The 15016-nt window shown below is 70.4% G+C and carries 18 protein-coding genes, 1 tRNA gene and 1 riboswitch; of the genes, 12 read left to right on the top strand and 7 right to left on the bottom strand.

The genetic code is table 11. From position 1 onward, the window contains the following. Nucleotides 1–2: 2 nt before the first annotated feature. On the top strand, nt 3–605 hold the full coding sequence (rdgB, locus tag V1460_RS31405; RefSeq protein ID WP_338676979.1) for an RdgB/HAM1 family non-canonical purine NTP pyrophosphatase: 603 nt from the start codon (nt 3–5) through the stop codon (nt 603–605). A gap of 48 nt (nt 606–653) precedes the next feature. Here the strand turns inward: rdgB and V1460_RS31400 are convergent. Continuing rightward, a tRNA-Leu gene (locus tag V1460_RS31400) sits at nt 654–728 on the bottom strand. Nucleotides 729–1125: 397 nt separating this feature from the next. Continuing rightward, the gene (gene bcp / locus V1460_RS31395; RefSeq protein WP_338676978.1) at nt 1126–1593 is read right to left on the bottom strand and encodes a thioredoxin-dependent thiol peroxidase; all 468 of its coding nucleotides are present in this window, start codon (nt 1591–1593) and stop codon (nt 1126–1128) included. A gap of 141 nt (nt 1594–1734) precedes the next feature. Between bcp and V1460_RS31390 the strand changes: the two genes are divergently transcribed. The 3 genes from V1460_RS31390 (at nt 1735) to V1460_RS31380 (ending at nt 2946) form a co-directional block, all read left to right on the top strand. Next, entirely contained in the window at nt 1735–2055 is a 321-nt protein-coding gene (locus tag V1460_RS31390) for a DUF3618 domain-containing protein (RefSeq protein WP_338676977.1), read from the top strand. 55 nt (nt 2056–2110) lie between these two features. Then, on the top strand, nt 2111–2449 hold the full coding sequence (locus tag V1460_RS31385; RefSeq protein WP_338676976.1) for a co-chaperone GroES: 339 nt from the start codon (nt 2111–2113) through the stop codon (nt 2447–2449). A gap of 81 nt (nt 2450–2530) precedes the next feature. Continuing rightward, nucleotides 2531–2594: riboswitch (guanidine-III (ykkC-III) riboswitch) on the top strand. 31 nt (nt 2595–2625) lie between these two features. After that, nucleotides 2626–2946: an SMR family transporter gene (locus V1460_RS31380; protein ID WP_338676975.1), complete on the top strand. Its 321-nt coding sequence runs from the start codon at nt 2626–2628 to the stop codon at nt 2944–2946. Between the two features lie 40 nt (nt 2947–2986). Here V1460_RS31380 and V1460_RS31375 read toward each other — a convergent pair whose 3' ends face one another. Beyond that, nucleotides 2987–5377 carry a transglycosylase domain-containing protein gene (locus V1460_RS31375; protein ID WP_407077560.1) on the bottom strand — a complete coding sequence of 797 codons (2391 nt, stop codon included), beginning with the start codon at nt 5375–5377 and terminating at the stop codon, nt 2987–2989. A gap of 167 nt (nt 5378–5544) precedes the next feature. On the opposite strand from V1460_RS31375, the gene V1460_RS31370 reads away from it, so the two are divergent. Together V1460_RS31370 and V1460_RS31365 are read left to right on the top strand one after the other, a co-directional pair. After that, a complete protein-coding gene (locus V1460_RS31370; protein WP_338678409.1) occupies nt 5545–5805 on the top strand; it encodes a hypothetical protein in 261 nt (86 codons plus the stop codon). A 149-nt stretch (nt 5806–5954) separates the two neighbouring features. Next, entirely contained in the window at nt 5955–7367 is a 1413-nt protein-coding gene (locus V1460_RS31365; protein ID WP_338676974.1) for a DUF445 domain-containing protein, read from the top strand. Between the two features lie 89 nt (nt 7368–7456). Here the strand turns inward: V1460_RS31365 and V1460_RS31360 are convergent, their stop codons facing one another. Together V1460_RS31360 and V1460_RS31355 are read right to left on the bottom strand one after the other, a co-directional pair. Then, nucleotides 7457–7762, bottom strand: a complete 306-nt coding sequence (locus V1460_RS31360) for a hypothetical protein (RefSeq protein ID WP_338676973.1) — start codon at nt 7760–7762, stop codon at nt 7457–7459. A 46-nt stretch (nt 7763–7808) separates the two neighbouring features. Next, nucleotides 7809–8690 carry a CHRD domain-containing protein gene (locus tag V1460_RS31355; protein WP_338676972.1) on the bottom strand — a complete coding sequence of 294 codons (882 nt, stop codon included), beginning with the start codon at nt 8688–8690 and terminating at the stop codon, nt 7809–7811. 114 nt (nt 8691–8804) lie between these two features. Between V1460_RS31355 and V1460_RS31350 the strand changes: the two genes are divergently transcribed. Both V1460_RS31350 and V1460_RS31345 read left to right on the top strand, forming a co-directional pair. Further along, entirely contained in the window at nt 8805–9248 is a 444-nt protein-coding gene (locus tag V1460_RS31350) for an SRPBCC family protein (RefSeq protein ID WP_338676971.1), read from the top strand. A 26-nt stretch (nt 9249–9274) separates the two neighbouring features. Then, on the top strand, nt 9275–9538 hold the full coding sequence (locus tag V1460_RS31345) for a DUF1876 domain-containing protein (RefSeq protein WP_338676970.1): 264 nt from the start codon (nt 9275–9277) through the stop codon (nt 9536–9538). 210 nt (nt 9539–9748) lie between these two features. Here V1460_RS31345 and V1460_RS31340 read toward each other — a convergent pair whose 3' ends face one another. Together V1460_RS31340 and V1460_RS31335 are read right to left on the bottom strand one after the other, a co-directional pair. Further along, on the bottom strand, nt 9749–10039 hold the full coding sequence (locus tag V1460_RS31340) for an acylphosphatase (RefSeq protein WP_338676969.1): 291 nt from the start codon (nt 10037–10039) through the stop codon (nt 9749–9751). A gap of 62 nt (nt 10040–10101) precedes the next feature. Then, nucleotides 10102–11115: a hypothetical protein gene (locus tag V1460_RS31335; RefSeq protein WP_338676968.1), complete on the bottom strand. Its 1014-nt coding sequence runs from the start codon at nt 11113–11115 to the stop codon at nt 10102–10104. Nucleotides 11116–11204: 89 nt separating this feature from the next. Between V1460_RS31335 and V1460_RS31330 the strand changes: the two genes are divergently transcribed. The 4 genes from V1460_RS31330 (at nt 11205) to V1460_RS31315 (ending at nt 15006) form a co-directional block, all read left to right on the top strand. Beyond that, entirely contained in the window at nt 11205–12008 is an 804-nt protein-coding gene (locus tag V1460_RS31330; protein ID WP_407077559.1) for a class E sortase, read from the top strand. 82 nt (nt 12009–12090) lie between these two features. Beyond that, on the top strand, nt 12091–13584 hold the full coding sequence (locus tag V1460_RS31325; RefSeq protein ID WP_338676967.1) for a LamG domain-containing protein: 1494 nt from the start codon (nt 12091–12093) through the stop codon (nt 13582–13584). 242 nt (nt 13585–13826) lie between these two features. Further along, nucleotides 13827–14117, top strand: coding sequence for a DUF6412 domain-containing protein (locus V1460_RS31320; RefSeq protein ID WP_338678282.1), 291 nt, complete (start codon nt 13827–13829; stop codon nt 14115–14117). A 163-nt stretch (nt 14118–14280) separates the two neighbouring features. Beyond that, complete coding sequence (locus V1460_RS31315; protein ID WP_338676966.1) at nt 14281–15006, top strand: membrane protein insertase YidC; 726 nt, start codon at nt 14281–14283, stop codon at nt 15004–15006. Nucleotides 15007–15016: the final 10 nt, after the last annotated feature.

The raw sequence follows: 15016 nt of genomic DNA, 5'->3' as shown, positions 1-15016 counted from the left end.
CCATGACCCGCCTGATCCTCGCGACCCGCAACGCCGGCAAGATCACCGAACTCCACGCGATCCTCGCCGACGCAGGTCTCAGCCACGACCTCGTCGGCGCGGACGCCTACCCCGACATCCCCGACGTCAAGGAAACCGGCGTCACCTTCGCCGAGAACGCCCTCCTCAAGGCACACACCCTCGCCCGCGCCACCGGCCTCCCGGCCATCGCCGACGACTCCGGCCTCTGCGTCGCCGTCCTCGGCGGCGCCCCCGGCATCTTCTCGGCCCGCTGGTCCGGCACCCACGGCGACGACACCGCCAACCTCAACCTGCTGCTCGCCCAGCTCACCGACATCGCCGACCCCCATCGCGACGCCCACTTCGCCTGCGCCGCGGCACTCGCACTGCCCGACGGCACCGCACGCGTGGTCGAAGGCCGCATGCAGGGGACCCTGCGTCACGCCCCGGTCGGCACCAACGGGTTCGGCTACGACCCGATCCTGCAGCCGGAGGGCTACGAGGTCACCTGCGCGCAGCTGTCCCCGGAGGAGAAGAACGCGATCAGCCACCGAGGGAAGGCCTTCAGGGAGCTGGTGCCGGTGGTCAGGGAGTTGCTGGGTTGAGGTGCGCCGACGGCTCGGCTCGCTGTTCGCGAGCCGAGCCGTCGGCACTGGTGCGCCCGGTCGGATTCGAACCGACAATCACGGCCACCTAAAAGCCGCCGCTCGCCGTTGGCGTACGGACGCAGGCAACGCCCTCACTCTACTGGGCGGAGTCAACCCTACGCGCAAGCGGCTGGCTTAGGGATCGTCGGTGTGGCCCCCGCGGCACCAGGTGCTTGTGATCGCGTGGCAGTCGGGGCACGGCAGTCGCAGTGTTCGCGTCCTCGTACGGAGGAACTAGGGCGTGTTGCGAAAGCAGCTCCGTCCGCCCGCAGGGCGGGGCCTGCGGCGTCTGGTGCGTGCGATCGCAAGGCGGAGGATCATCCTCGTACTGGACGTACGTGGATGACTCCGACAACGCAGCGAGCGTGCGTGCCAGGCGTCGCGGGTCAGGAGGGACTTTCGCAACACGCCCTAGACCGGTTATCGGATGATCATGCCCGGATATGGTGCGTGAGCATCCGCTGCCGGCCGAGTGGCCTCAGATGCCGAGGTCCTTGATGATCTTGGCGACGTGCCCGGTGGCCTTGACGTTGTACAGCGCGTGCTCCACCTTGCCGTCCTCGTCCACGACGATCGTCGAGCGGATCACCCCGGTCACCGTCTTGCCGTAGAGCTTCTTCTCGCCGAAGGCGCCGTACACCTCCATGACGGACTTCGAGGGGTCGCCCACCAGGGTGACCTTCAGGTGCTCCTTCTCGCGGAACTTGGCGAGCTTCTCCGGCTTGTCCGGGGAGACGCCGATCACGTCGTAGCCGGCGCCCGCGAGGAGGTCCAGGTTGTCGGTGAAGTCACAGGCCTGCTTGGTGCAGCCGGGGGTCAGGGCTGCGGGGTAGAAGTAGACGATGACCTTGCGGCCTTTGCGGGCGGCGAGCGAGACCTCGTTTCCGTCCGCGTCGGGCAGGGTGAAGTCCGGGGCGGTGTCGCCGGGCTGGAGTCGCTCGCTCATTCTCGGTTCTCCTCAGGGGGACGGACGTACGGCACCGAGCGTAATAGGGGTGCCATGGGGTGTGGCGTGCGTCGAGCTGACAGACTGTCGATGACGTAGCAGTTGACGAAGACATACGGATACGACCACGGAGGCGGCGCAGTGTCGGATTCCAGGACCCCGGCGCAGATCGAGGCGGATATCGTCCGCCGCCGCGACCTGCTGGCTGAGACGCTCGATGAGATCGGCGTGCGCGTGCACCCGAAGACGATCATCGGGGATGCGAAGGCCAGGGTCGCCGCGACCGTCGACCAGACGGCAGGGCGGGCGTTCGTCGCCGCGAACCGGCTGCTCACGGATGTGAAGGCGCGTTTTGTGCACCATGACGGCGCGCCGCGGCTCGATCGTGTGGTGCCGGCGGCTCTCGCCGCCGCGACTGTCGTGGGGTTGCTGGCGCTGTCCGCCAGGAAGCGGAAGGTGTGACCGGCCGCGACCCCGGCGGGATGCGGGATGGGGCGGGACAGGTAGGTTCGTGCTCGTGAGCGAGAACACGCACGACAAACTGCCGATCAAGATGCTGCATGACCGGGTGCTGGTCCGGTCCGATGCCCCGGAGGGGGAGCGGCGTTCCGGGGGCGGCATCCTGATTCCGGCGACGGCCGCGGTCGGTCGTCGGCTTTCCTGGGCCGAGGTGGTCGCGGTCGGGCAGAACGTCCGTACGGTGGAGCCGGGGGACCGGGTGCTGTACGACCCGGAGGACCGGGCCGAGGTGGAGGTGCGCGGGGTCGCGTACATCCTGATGCGCGAGCGCGATCTGCACGCGGTCGCCGCCGACCGGTTCGAAGGCGGCGTCGATTCGACCGGGCTGTATCTGTAGCGACGGTCGGTATGTGAGCGAGGCTTCGGCCGGGAGGGCCTGACGACCGCGGTCGTCAGGCCCTCCCGGGCGTTGCGGCGGGTGTTGCTAAGGTTGCCGGTACCCGACGAGACGCGCCGTACCGGGCAGGCAAAGACGACGCACCCCGTATCCGCTTCGTCTCGGAGGCGCCTGTCATGGCCTGGGTCCTGCTGCTGCTCGCCGGTCTGCTTGAGGTCGGCTGGTCGGTCGGCATGAAGTACACGGACGGTTTCACGCGGCTGTGGCCGAGTGTTCTCACCGCCGCCGGGATCGTCGTGAGCATGCTTCTGCTGTCCGTTGCCGCCAGGTCGCTGCCGGTCGGTACGGCGTATGGCGTGTGGGTCGGTATCGGCGCTGCGGGTGCGGCGGTGTTCGGCATGGTGGTGCTGGGTGAGCCGGCGACCGCCGCGCGGATCTTCTTCGTGGTGCTGCTGCTGGTGGCGGTGGTGGGCTTGAAAGCGACATCGGGGCATTAGGCGCGCGGTGTGGTGGCCGCCCGCGGGGCTTGTCGTCGCCTCAACGCCGTGGGGGGAATCCCGGGAGGACGGTCCAGCCGCCGCCGCTGGGTGCGGCGCCGCTCGGGGGTGGTGTGTGCGGTCGGCGGCCTGGTTCGGGGGCGGGGCTGCGGGTGGGTCGTGGTGGGGCGGGCGGGGCCATGCGGGCGATGTCCTCGTCCTGGGCGTCCTCGTCGCCGCGGCCGCTGTCGCTGTCGCGTCCGGTGTCGCGGTCTCCGCCGTATCGGTGGAAGCGCTTACGTCCGTAGGGCTCGTCGTCCAGCGGCCAGGGTGCCTCGCGGTCCAGCTCCTCGTCCGCTGCGTCGTCGAGCAGCAGGTCGAAGTCGGTGACCCGCCGGCCCTTCAGAGCGTCCGCTGTGTACTGCGCCCAGATACGGGCCGGGGGGCCGCCGCCGCTGATCCTGGCGAATCCCAGGGCGCCGTAGAGCGGCTTGTGCGCGCCGGTTCCGGGGTCCTGGCCCATCATGGCGACGACGGTGGTCAGCTCGGGTGTGTAGCCCGCGAACCAGGCTGCCTTGTCCTCCTCCGCTGTGCCGGTCTTCCCGGCCGCGGGGCGGCCCGCCTGCTGTGCGGCGGCGCCGGTGCCTTCCTCCACCACGTTGCGCAGCATCAGTGTCGTGGTGTCGGCGGCTTCGCGGCTGATGGCTCGTTTGCTCTCCGCTTTGGGGAGCTTGATCTCTTCACCGCTCCGGCTGATGCTCTCGACCAGTGAGTGATCGATGTGTCTGCCGTGGTTGGCGAGGGTCGCGTAGGCCTCGGCGAGTTCGAGGACGCTGGGGGTGGCCACGCCGAGGGCGATGGACGGGTACGCGGTGAGGTCCGGGGTGCCGGCCGGAATGCCGAGGGCGATGGCGGTCCGCTTCACCCGGGCGGGACCGACGTCCTGCGCCAGCTGGGCGTACACGGAGTTGACCGACGAGTCCGTGGCGGCGCTGACGGTCATGGGCCCGTAGGAGCGGTTGTCCTCGTTCTCGGGGGCGTAGCCGATGGGGCCGTCGGGGCCCAGTACCTCGCGCTGGTCGGTGCCGTCGTAGAGGGTCCCGGGGGTGATGTGGCGGCCGTCCTCGGTGCGGGAGCCGTGTTCGACTGCGGCGGTGAAGACGAAGGGCTTGAAGGTGGAGCCGACCTGGTAGTCACGTCGTGTCGCGTTGTTGACGAACTGTTTGGTGTAGTCGATGCCTCCGTACATGGCGACCACCTTTCCGGTGGCGGGGTCGATCGAGGCGCCGCCGACGCGCACGTGGCGGTCGGTGGCCCGGCCGGGTTTGCGGTGAGCCGTCACATGCTGGTCGACGGCCCGGACGAGGGCGTCCTGCTTTGGCTTCTGGAGTGTGGTGACGATGCGGTAGCCGCCGTGTGCGAGCGTGGTCTCGTCGATGACGCCGTGGCTGACGAGGTAGTCCTCGACGGCTTGGACGATGTAGCCGCGCTGTCCCGACAGCCCGGTGGCGGGGCGTGCCGGGCCCGGTTCGGGGAAGGTCATGGCGGCGCGTTCGGCGGGGTCGAGCCAGTGTTCCTTGACCATGCCGTCGAGTACGTAGTTCCAGCGGGCGTGGGCCGCGGGCTTGTTCTCGGGGTGGGTGGTCACGTCGAAGGCGCTCGGTGCGTTGAGCAGCGACGCGAGGTAGGCGCCTTCCGCGCTGTCCAGTTCGGAGACGTCCTTGCCGTAGTAGGCCGTGGCCGCGGCCTGGATGCCGTAGGCGTTGCGCCCGAAGTAGCTGGTGTTGAGGTAGCCCTTCAGGATGTGGCTCTTGCTCTCCTCGCGGTCGAGTTTGATCGCGATGAAGAACTCCTTCACTTTCCGGGTGATGGTCTGTTCCTGGCCGAGGTAGTAGTTCTTGACGTACTGCTGGGTGATGGTGGAGCCGGATTGCCTGCCCTTGCCGGTGAGGGTGTTCCAGCCGCCGCGGATCATCGCCAGGGGGTCGACGGCCCGTTCGGTGTGGAAGTCCCGGTCTTCGGCGGCGAGCACGGCGTGCTGGACGGTTCGGGGCACTTGTGCCAGTTCGACGTTCTCCCGGTTGATCTCGCCGTCCCGGACGATCTGGGTGGTGCCGTCGGCGTACAGGTAGACGTTCGACTGGGCGACGGCGTGGGCGTTGGCCGGCGGGATGTGGACGAGCAGGTATCCGGCGATGAAGCCGCCGACGAGGATCAGTCCGGTGATCAGGAGGGCGCCGAACAGCATCCGCCAGGTGGGGATGAGGCGGCGCAGTCCGGTGCGGGGGGCGAAGGGTCCGCGGTTCTTCCGACCGGCTTCCTTCGTTTCGGCCGCACCCCAGGCGCCTGTGCCCGCACTCCCCGTGCCGTCGCGTTCCGTGCCCCGGGTGCCCGTGTGCTCGGGGTCGTCCCAGGGGTCCTGGACTCGCTGCCGTGCCTGCTCGTCGCTCATGTCGGTGGGGACTCCTCGGCCCGTTGGTCGCCGGCGCTGCTTTAGGGCTGTATCGGATATTCGGCTGTATGGGGTGATTCGACTGATTTGGCAGTTCTTGCCCATACTGCCCGGCTCGCGCTTCCCGCGCCGACAAGCCCCGTGCCGGAGGCCGGAAATACGGTCGCGTGGCAGACCCCATTGGGGCTACGGCCGGCTTCGGCTTCATGGGCGGCTTCGCCGAGAACCACCGCTCCGGCGCCGCCGAGATCGCTCCCGACTCGCCGCGGGTGACGATCACCGGATTCGCACGGTTGGGCGGGGTCGGCGTCGAGCGCAAGCTTCGCAGGGCCGACAAGCTCCGGCTGAAGGAAGCCCGCCGCCGCGCCCGACTGGAGAAGCGCGAGGAGCGCCGTGCGGAACGCCGGGCGCGCGGCGGCCCGGAGTAGTCCCCGTCCGCTGGTCCGTGTCCGCCCCCTGCGGGAGACCATGGGTGATCTTTCAGGGGTGCCTGGGGGCTGCGCCGGGAACTCGACATGCGTCCCGGGAGTCGGTCAGGTAAGGAAGGGACGGAGAGGTACGCGGACGGGTGGAGCGGATGAAACGTACTGAACGTACTGAAGGCGCCCAGCCGGACAAGCCGCCAGGCGGCACCTCGGGCACGTCGGCGGGCACGGCACCGGGCGCGCTGTCCGGCGCCCCGGGGGGCACCCGTGCCGCCGTGGGGGCCAGGGTCGCGCCGCTCGCATCGTTCGCCTACACCGCCGCCGACGAGGAGAAGCGCCGCGGTGTGCGCCTGATGAAGCTGACCGCGACCGGCCTGCTGCTCTTCGTCGCGCTGGTCTTCGTGCTGGCGACCTGGGCGAAGAACGCCGGGATCGAGGGTTGGCCCGGCTATGTGGCAGCGGCGGCCGAGGCCGGCATGGTGGGCGCGCTGGCCGACTGGTTCGCGGTCACCGCGCTGTTCCGGCACCCGCTCGGCATCCCCATCCCGCACACCGCGATCATCCCCACCAAGAAGGACCAACTCGGTGCCTCGCTCGGCTCATTCGTCGGCGAGAACTTCCTGTCGGCCGATGTCGTGCGGGCCCGCCTGCGGTCGCTCCAACTCGGTGGCCGGGTCGGCGCCTGGCTCGCCGAACCCGCCCACGCCGACCGCGTCACATCGGAGCTGTCCACCGCGCTGCGCGGGGCACTCGCCGTGCTGCGCGACTCCGACGTCCAGGCGGTCGCCGGAGAGGCGATCACCCGCCGCGCGGAGGCCGCCGAGATCGCCCCCGGCATCGGCAAGACGCTGGACAGGATCGTCGCCGATGGCGCACACCACCGCGGCGTGGACCTGATCTGCTCCCGCGCCCACGACTGGCTGGTGCTGCACGCGGACTCGGTGATGGACGCGGTCCAGGGTGGCGCGCCCGGCTGGACCCCGCGATTCGTGGACCGGAAGGTGGGTGAGCGGGTCTACAAGGAGCTGCTGCGCTTCGTCACCGAGATGCGCGACTCTCCCGGCCATCCGGCGCGCGGTGCGATCGACCGCTTCCTCGCCGACTTTGCCGCCGACCTCCAGGCCGACACCGACACCCGTGCACGTGTGGAGCGTATGAAGTCGGACTTCCTGGGACGACCGGAGGTGCAGGACGTCATCGCCTCCGCCTGGGCCTCCGTGCGCACCATGATCATCTCTGCTGCGGACGACGAACGCAGCGAGCTGCGCCTGCGCGCCCGCGCCTCGTTGATGGCCTTCGGCGCCCGGCTGGCCACGGACGGGCGGTTGCAGCGGAAGCTGGAGGGGTGGGTCGAGGAGGCGGCGGCGTATGTCGTCACCACGTACCGCGCCGAGATCACCTCCCTGATCAGCGACACGGTCGCGAGCTGGGACGCCGAGCACACCTCACGAAAGATCGAGGCCCATATCGGCCGCGACCTCCAGTTCATCCGGATCAACGGCACGGTGGTGGGCGCGCTGGCCGGTCTGGCGATCTATACGGTCGCTCATGCGCTGGGCGCGTGACCTGGCCTCACCGGTCGGGTCACGCGCCCAGCTCCAAGGGGGAGTTGCCTATCGATACGCAGCGGAACGCCCCGGCGTTCAAAGGGAGTTCAGAGAGAATTCGAGCGCGTGACCGCCCAGGACGCGAGGGCCACACCGCCGGCCACCGTGAACACGGCCGGCCACGCGCCCAGCTTCTTCGCCAGCGGATGCGACCCGGCGAAAGCGGCCACGTAGGCAGCGCCGAGACCGGCCGCCGCCTTGCCGCCGGCCTCCCGCTGCCACTGAAGTGCGGCGGCGGTCCCCGCAGCGGCCAGCGCGACCCCGCCGAGTGGCCGCTTCCCGGTCCAGCGGGCGATTCCGTAACCGCCGATGAGTCCGCTCGCCGCGACCGCCGCTGACGGGATCCTGGCCATGGTGTGCCGCCCTTCTCCGGGTTCGTCCGAGTGTGCGGACCCGAGCTTAGGCGAGCTGCCCGCGCACGGCGCCATCGGGGAACTCGGCCGTGTGCAGATTGGCGTAGTAGCCACGCGGGTTGTCCCGGACCCGATTCACCGTGGCGCGGTCCAGGCCCTCCAGCCGTCCGGACACGGCGAAGATCCCGTCCGGCACCGGCCGGTCGAAGAAGTCGAAGACGACATCGCCGTTCCGGCCCGGGACGCCCTTGTGGAGATGCCCCTTGGATGGGCTCTGGATGTCGAGCCAGGCGTACCCGTAGTCGATCGCCGTCCCGTCGGGGCGCAGCTCGGCCAGAGCCTGCCCGTCCGGGTCCCCCACCTTGGACGGGTCGCTCTTCGGGACCTCCTGGCCGCCGCTGGCGAGTGCCCGAAGCGTTCCGGCACCGGTCGCCTTGCGGGCTGTGAGCGGACCGATGCTCCGTCGCAACGGGGCGAGCCGGCCCGCCACGGACCCGCCCGGCAGCCGCGCACCATGCAGGTCGACGGTCCAGCCGGAGGGATTGGCCAGGATCCGCCGGGCCAGCCCCGCATCGTCGAGCGCGACCTGTCCTGCGGCTGCCCGCACCGTGTCGGGCATCGCGCTGCCGAACAGACGCACCTTGGCGGGGGGCTTCTTGCCGGCGGACGCGCCCGTGCGACGGTCGCCCTCCCCGTCGCCCTCGTGGAGATGGCCGTACTCCGGTACGAAGCCGCTCCAGCGGAGCGCGAAGACGACCCGGTCGGCCGTGACGGTGACGACGGCGACAGCCGTGCTGTCGCGGGTACCGGTGAGGGTGGCGGCGAAGCTCGTCGGGACGACGGCGACCGGACCGGCGGGTGCCGCGGGGGCGGCACCCGCGAGGCCCGCCACCATCACCGCGGAGACCACTGCTGGAAGACGCTTCATGCGCCTCACAACGGAGATCAGCGCACGCGGGACACGTACCGGCCGCCGCACTGTCCGCCGTTGCGGTGAAGCGCCCCGGAACGCACCCTGGAAGCAGAGACAGGGGAGATCGCCATGCCCACTCTCGAAGAACAGATCGACATCACGGCACCCGGTGACGTGGTCTGGGACCATCTGCACCAGGTCGAGGACTATCCCCGCTTCGTCGGAGGAGTCCGCGAGGCCCGGCGCGAGGGCGCGTCGGGCATCCACATGGATCTGGAGGGCACCCGGGGCGGCGTCCGCGGAGTCGACGCCGCCACCGAGGACCTCCGGCCCCGGGAAACGATGACCTGGAGGACGGTGGACGCCCCGCACCTCAGCGGCTCCGTCTCGCTCCTCCCGCTCGACGCGACACACACCAGGGTCCAGCTGCGGATGGAGTACGACCCGGGCGAGGCGCACGACAGTTTCGGCGGCCCCAAGGGGTTTGCACAGTCGGCGGCCTTCGAACGGACCGTCCGGCAGGACCTCCGCCAGTTCAAGGACCTGGTGGAATTCGCGCATCCCGTTCAGTAATGCCCGTACGGCGAAAGTGATCCGTCATGACGCAGCACTGGAACATCGACCTCTCGTTCGAGGAAGACGGGACCCGGACCGCCTGCAAGGCTTCCCTCAGTGGCCCCGACGCCCCCGGCGTCCAGGGGCTCGGCATAGCGAGGCGCAGCCCGAGCGACACTCCGGACCCGAAGATCGGAGAGGAACTGGCAGCCGCCCGCGCCTGCTCGAAGCTGGCCCACGAACTGGTGGACCGCGCGGCGGCTGACGTGGAAGGGCATACCCACCGACCGGCCGATATCGCGATGTGACCGACCGAACCGCCCGACCGAACCGACCGAAGTGAAGGACCTGAACGAACGATCAGGTCGAATCGGCTGACCGGGAAGGACCGGGCGCGAATCCGCTCCGGCCCTTCCCGCCGTGCGTTCGTCCCGCCGTGCGTTCGTCCCGTCGTGCGTTCGTCCCGTCGGTCCCGGGCCCGCGGTGCGGACCCGGCCGCTGCCGCGGGGCCGGGAGCCTCACCCCTCCGGCCTCGGCGCAGTCACCCGCACCTCGAAGCCCTCGATGCCCTGGGGCGCCTCATCCGCGACGTCCACCCGTCGTACCTCCGCCGCCGGAGGACCCTCCCGCGTCCAGCGCACCACTGTCTCCACGGCGTCCGGATCCCCCTCGAACACCGCTTCCACGTTCCCGTTGGCCAGATTCCGCACCCACCCGGACACCCCGTACTCCCGGGCCACCCGTCGGCAGGTGTCCCGGTAGAACACACCCTGGACCAGCCCTGACACGATCACGCGCTTCCGCACCATGACCGGATGGTACGAGCCCCCGCCCCGGTGCGGGCGGTACACACCCGGGGGCGTCGGGGGTCTCAGACCCCTTGGATCCGGTTGGCGCCGTGGCACTGTCCGTAAGCCGACCCCGTCCCGCACCAGCAGTCCGCGCCCCTGGCCGGCGGCCACGGCACTGCGCGCCCGCGGGCGGCCAGGGTGGTGGCGTACTGCGGGAGCAGATTGGGGTCTTCGGGTGAGGTCGCCTCGGAGGCGGCGAAGGCTTCGTAGGACGGGACGGTGCCGGTGACGATGCCCAGGTTGCCGGTGCCGGCGGTGGAGAGGTCCCGCAGGGCGGATTCGATGGAGCTGAGGTGGGTGTCGTGGGCCGGGTACTCCACCGTCAGTGCCGGGTAGGCGGTGAGGAGTTCGCTGAGTTCCGCGGTCGGCCAGTGGAGTACGGCGACCGGGAAGGGGCGGGAGAGCGCCGCGCGGTAGGTGCCCAGTTCGGTGCGCAGGCGGGCGATCTCGGCGCGGAGTTCGGTGGGATCGGACGAGCCGAGGGCCCACAGACGGTTCGGGTCGTGCAGTTCGTCCAGCGGTACGGCCGCCGTGTGGAGGCGGTCGGCCAGGGTGTCCCAGTCGTCGTGGGGGAGGGCGAGCAGGCGGCGGACGCGGTGGCGGCCGGTGAGGAGCGACCGGGTGGAGTAGGGGATCTCGTCGTCCGGGGCGATGAGCCGGGAGACGGCCGTGGTGAAGGCCTCGTGGGCGGCGTCGAGCTCGTCGTGGGCCTCCAGGGTCTCGGCGATGATCTCCCAAGGGCCCGCCTCGTCGGGGGCGGCCACGCGGATGCCCTCGATGAGTGCCCGGGCCTCGGCCTCATGGCCGTATTCCCAGAGATTCGCTGCTTGCAGCGCCTTGATCAGGTAGGGGTTGTCGGGGGCGTCCGCCAGCAGGCCGTCGTACAGGCCGGTCGCGCGGGCGCGGTCGCCCGACAGTTCGAGATGGGCCGCGGCTTGGAGCAGCAGCGGTTCACGGTCCTCGGGGTACTGCTCCGCGGTTCGCAGCAGACGCTCGGCTTCGGTGGTGTGGTCGGCAGGCGTGTCGGGGCGCATGTACGACACCGTACTGCCGAGGAGCCCTGCCGCCGTAGGCCCCTTCACAGCCCTGGTGGGTTGGTGGTGCTGCCCCTATCGTGCGGCCCGTGCGGATACCCGTGGGCGCTCGGCGTGGGCGGACTCACCGCGGCGGCCGGGTTGTGCTGGCCCGGGGGCTGTGGGGGGCCGCCGAGACCGCCGTGACCGTGGGCGTCGTCGTTCTGCTCCTTGTCGTGCACCAGCTCTGGTGGACCAACCGGCAGGCCGCCGAGGGCGCGCGGCGCCAGGTGCGGGTCCTGGAACGGGAGTGGGGCGGGAGCGGCCCGGGGGAAGCGGGGCGGGAACCCGTGAGCGGAGCGAGCGGTCGGAGCGATGCGGACGGCCGGGACGGCGCGGAGTCGGCCGGCTCTCCTGGGGTGGGCGGCGGGACGGCTTCGACCCACCGCCGGATGCCCCGCTGGGAGCAGGCGTACGCCATCCTGCGCATTCCCCGGCTGGGGCTGGTCGCACCGGTGGCCGAAGGCACGGCGAAGCGCGGTGTGCTCGACAAGGGATATGTCGGGCACTACGCCGGGACCGCACAGCCGGGGCAGCCCGGGAACTTCGCCGTCGCCGGGCACCGCAACACACACGGTGAGCCGTTCCGGCGCCTCGACCGACTGCGGGCGGGTGACACCGTCGAGGTCGAGACGCGTGACGCCGTCTTCACCTACCGGGTCGACCAGCGATTGCCGCAGACGTCCGCGGGGGACGGTGGAGTGATCGCCGCCGTCCCGAGAAGTGGTGTGAAGCCCGTGTACGGGTACGGCGAGCCCGGCCACTATCTGACCATGACCACGTGCACGCCCGAGTACACGTCGAAGTACCGGCTCGTGGTGTGGGGGCGGCTCGCCTCGATGCGGCCTCGTTGACGCATCTGTCTAAGATCAGGTGGTTTTCGATTTTCGATTTGATTTGGACTGAAGTCGTGCGTATGCGTGCGGGGGCGGAATCATGGTGAGCAGGCGCGGTCTGCTGGGCGGGGCGTTCGTCGCCGGCGCGGGAGCGCTGTCCGGGGTGGCGGCGGGGGCGCGGACGGCTGTGGCGGCGGAGGCGCCGACCGTATCCGGTCCGCTCGGCCCCGTTGCCGTTCCGCATCTGATCGAGGCGGACCGGATGGTGCGGTACCAGCGCCTGCTGGCCGCCGGGTATCTGCCCGACGGACTGGTCGGTCACTGGCCGCTCGGCGGCGACGGTGCGGATCGGTCCGGGAACGAGAGGGACGTCGTACCGGGCGCGGGTGCGCGGTGGAGCGCGCTGCGGGTCGCGGGTGAACTGAGTTTCGACGGCACGTCCGACGCGTACGCGGCCACCGGGGCGGTGCTCGACACCACGTCCCCCTTCACGGTTTCGGCGTGGGTCAGGCTCGCCGATGGCGCGGCGGCGGGTGACGGCCCCACGGGCGGGACGAACGGCAGGAACTGGTACACCGCCGTCAGCCAGGACGGGGCCAAGTGCAGCCGCTTCCTGCTCCAGTACGCTCTGGACGTCAATACCTGGGCGTTCAGGGTCCGTGACGAAGACCAGACGGTCAGGTCGGTGGCGGTGGCGTTGAAGCCCCCGACGGCGGGTGTGTGGACACACCTCGCCGGGGTGTGGGACGGCGCGAGGATCCACTTGTACGTCGACGGTGTGCTGCAGAGCAGTGCCGACGCGGCGATCTCCTGGGCCGCGACCCGGGGATTCAACATCGGGCGGGCCAAGCTGGACGGCGCTCCGGTGAACCGCTTCAAGGGGTCCATCGCCGATGTACGGGCCTATGCGCGGGCGCTGTCGGGCGACGAGGTCGCCCTGGTGAGCGGGCGCATCGGCCGCGAGAACAACGTCTACCTGGTCGGTGGGGCGCCCGAGGCGGTCTGGGGGCAGCCTTCGCAGCCGGCCGGCTGGGTGGCCAGGGCCCGCTGCTCCTCGTTCATGACCCGCGTCCTCGCGTACGCCTACCCATGGGCCACCGACCCCTACTTCTCCGCCCACTTCGACGACAGAGGCCCGGAGGCCGAGGACTACCACAAAGCCTTCAACGGCGGGGCCGGCCCGCGTTTCAAAAGGATCCGCAGGGTGGTCGACCTCCAGCCCGGTGATCTCATCGCCATCGACTACAAGGGCACGGTGGACGGGAGCACCGGCCACATCGTGATGGTCCGCGAGGTCAAGGGCGTCTACAGGGGGTCGGGGAACGTGTCCGACGAAACCCAGTACGTGGTGGAGGTCATCGACAGCGCCGCCAGCCCGCACGGTGTCTACGGGGCCACCGACTACGCGCAGTTCCCGGACACGAGGATGGTGGGTACGACGGGCAACCTCGAAGGGGTCGGAATCGGGCACATGGTGTTCTACGCCCGCAGTGCCACCGGTGCGTTCTCGCGGTACCGGTTCAGCGTCAACTCGGGCCCGGACAAGACCTACACCGTCGATCAGCGGTCCATCGTGGCGGCGCGCGTCGTGTGAGCCGGCCGGTGTGGAGCCGGTTCGTTCGAGGTGGACCGGGGGCGGGGGCGGCGGCGGGTGCGCAGAGCCGCGGGTCGAGGGGCCGATGCCCGCGTGCCGCGGGCGATCTGAGTTGTCCACAGGGGGAACCTGCGATCGATTTTGCTCGTGTATAACGAGTGAAGGCCCGTACACCGTGAGCCGTTTGAAGCGATGGCAGAGCCCGAGAGGAGGAGGCGACCGTGACCGGACGTCCCTGGCGCATGGCACAGCCGCTCGTGCTGCTCCTGTTCATCCTTGTCGAGGTGTTCCTTTCCGAGGGCATCGGTCTCTCCGTCGCCGTCGCGCTCGCCGCGACGGCCGCCGCGGGCGCTGCCCTCGTGGTCTGTGCGCTGGTCCTCTCGCAATCGGTGCCGCCGGTCCCGCGGACGCGAATACGCACAGCGCTACGGGACCGTGAGCAGCGCACCGCCTTCCTGCCGCAGCGCGACCCCGACGCCTCGGGCCGCATCAGACCCCGGGCTCCGGGCCGTTCGTGCACGACGGCCGCGTAAGGGGTAGCCGACCGCTTCGTTCGCTCTCGGATCCCGCGTTCCGGGTCCGGGTCCCGGGTGCTCCTCGCATGCCGTCATGCCGAGATGTCTGTCTCTTTCCGGCACGACGGGACCCCGGAGGGCCTCCTTGTCCACCTTCCATGCCTTTGCTCCGTTCGCATCTTTGACATCCGCTTTCGCCTCGTTGGTCGGGCGGTTCGCCGACCTTGTCGAGTCCGTGTTCCAGGAGACGGCGACCGCCGTGGCGATCGTCCTGCTCACGGCGCTGGTGCGGCTCGTCGTCCTGCCGCTCTCGCGGGCTGCCGCGCGGGGGCAGAAGGCCCGGGCCCGGCTCGCGCCGCGGATCGCCGTTCTGCGCGAGAAGCACGGCCGGAATCCGGAGCGGCTCCAGCGGGCGATTCTGGAGCTGCACGCCGAGGAGAAGGTGTCACCGCTTTCGGGGCTGCTCCCGAGCCTGCTGCAGGTGCCGGCGTTCTTCCTGCTCTATCAGGTGTTCGCCGGGGGCGGTGTGGGCGGGGAGCTGTTCGGTGCCCCGCTGGGCGGGCGGTGGTCGGAGGCGCTCCGGGACGGCGGGGTGTTCGGAGCCTCGGGGCTGGTGTACGCAGGGCTGTTCGTGATCGTCGGGATCGTGGCCACGTTCGGCTTTGTGCGCGCCCGCCGGCAGTCGGCCGCGGTGGTGACCACCGCTTCTGTTCAGCCGGACGTGCCGGGGATGGAGGCCGTCGCGAAAGTGATGCCTCTGCTCTCGTTCGCCACCCTCGTGACGGTGGCCGTGGTGCCCTTGGCGGCTGCTCTGTATGTCGTCACGAGCACGGTCTGGGGCGCGGTGGAGCGGGTCGTCCTGTACCGGGACTCGTCCGTGGTCGCGACGCCGGCTACCGGCGGGTAAGGGTCCAGTA

This window comes from Streptomyces sp. SCSIO 30461, from assembly GCF_037023745.1.
In the GTDB taxonomy this organism is placed as follows: Bacteria; Actinomycetota; Actinomycetes; order Streptomycetales; family Streptomycetaceae; genus Streptomyces.
This window is presented reverse-complemented; position numbering and strand designations above follow the sequence as displayed.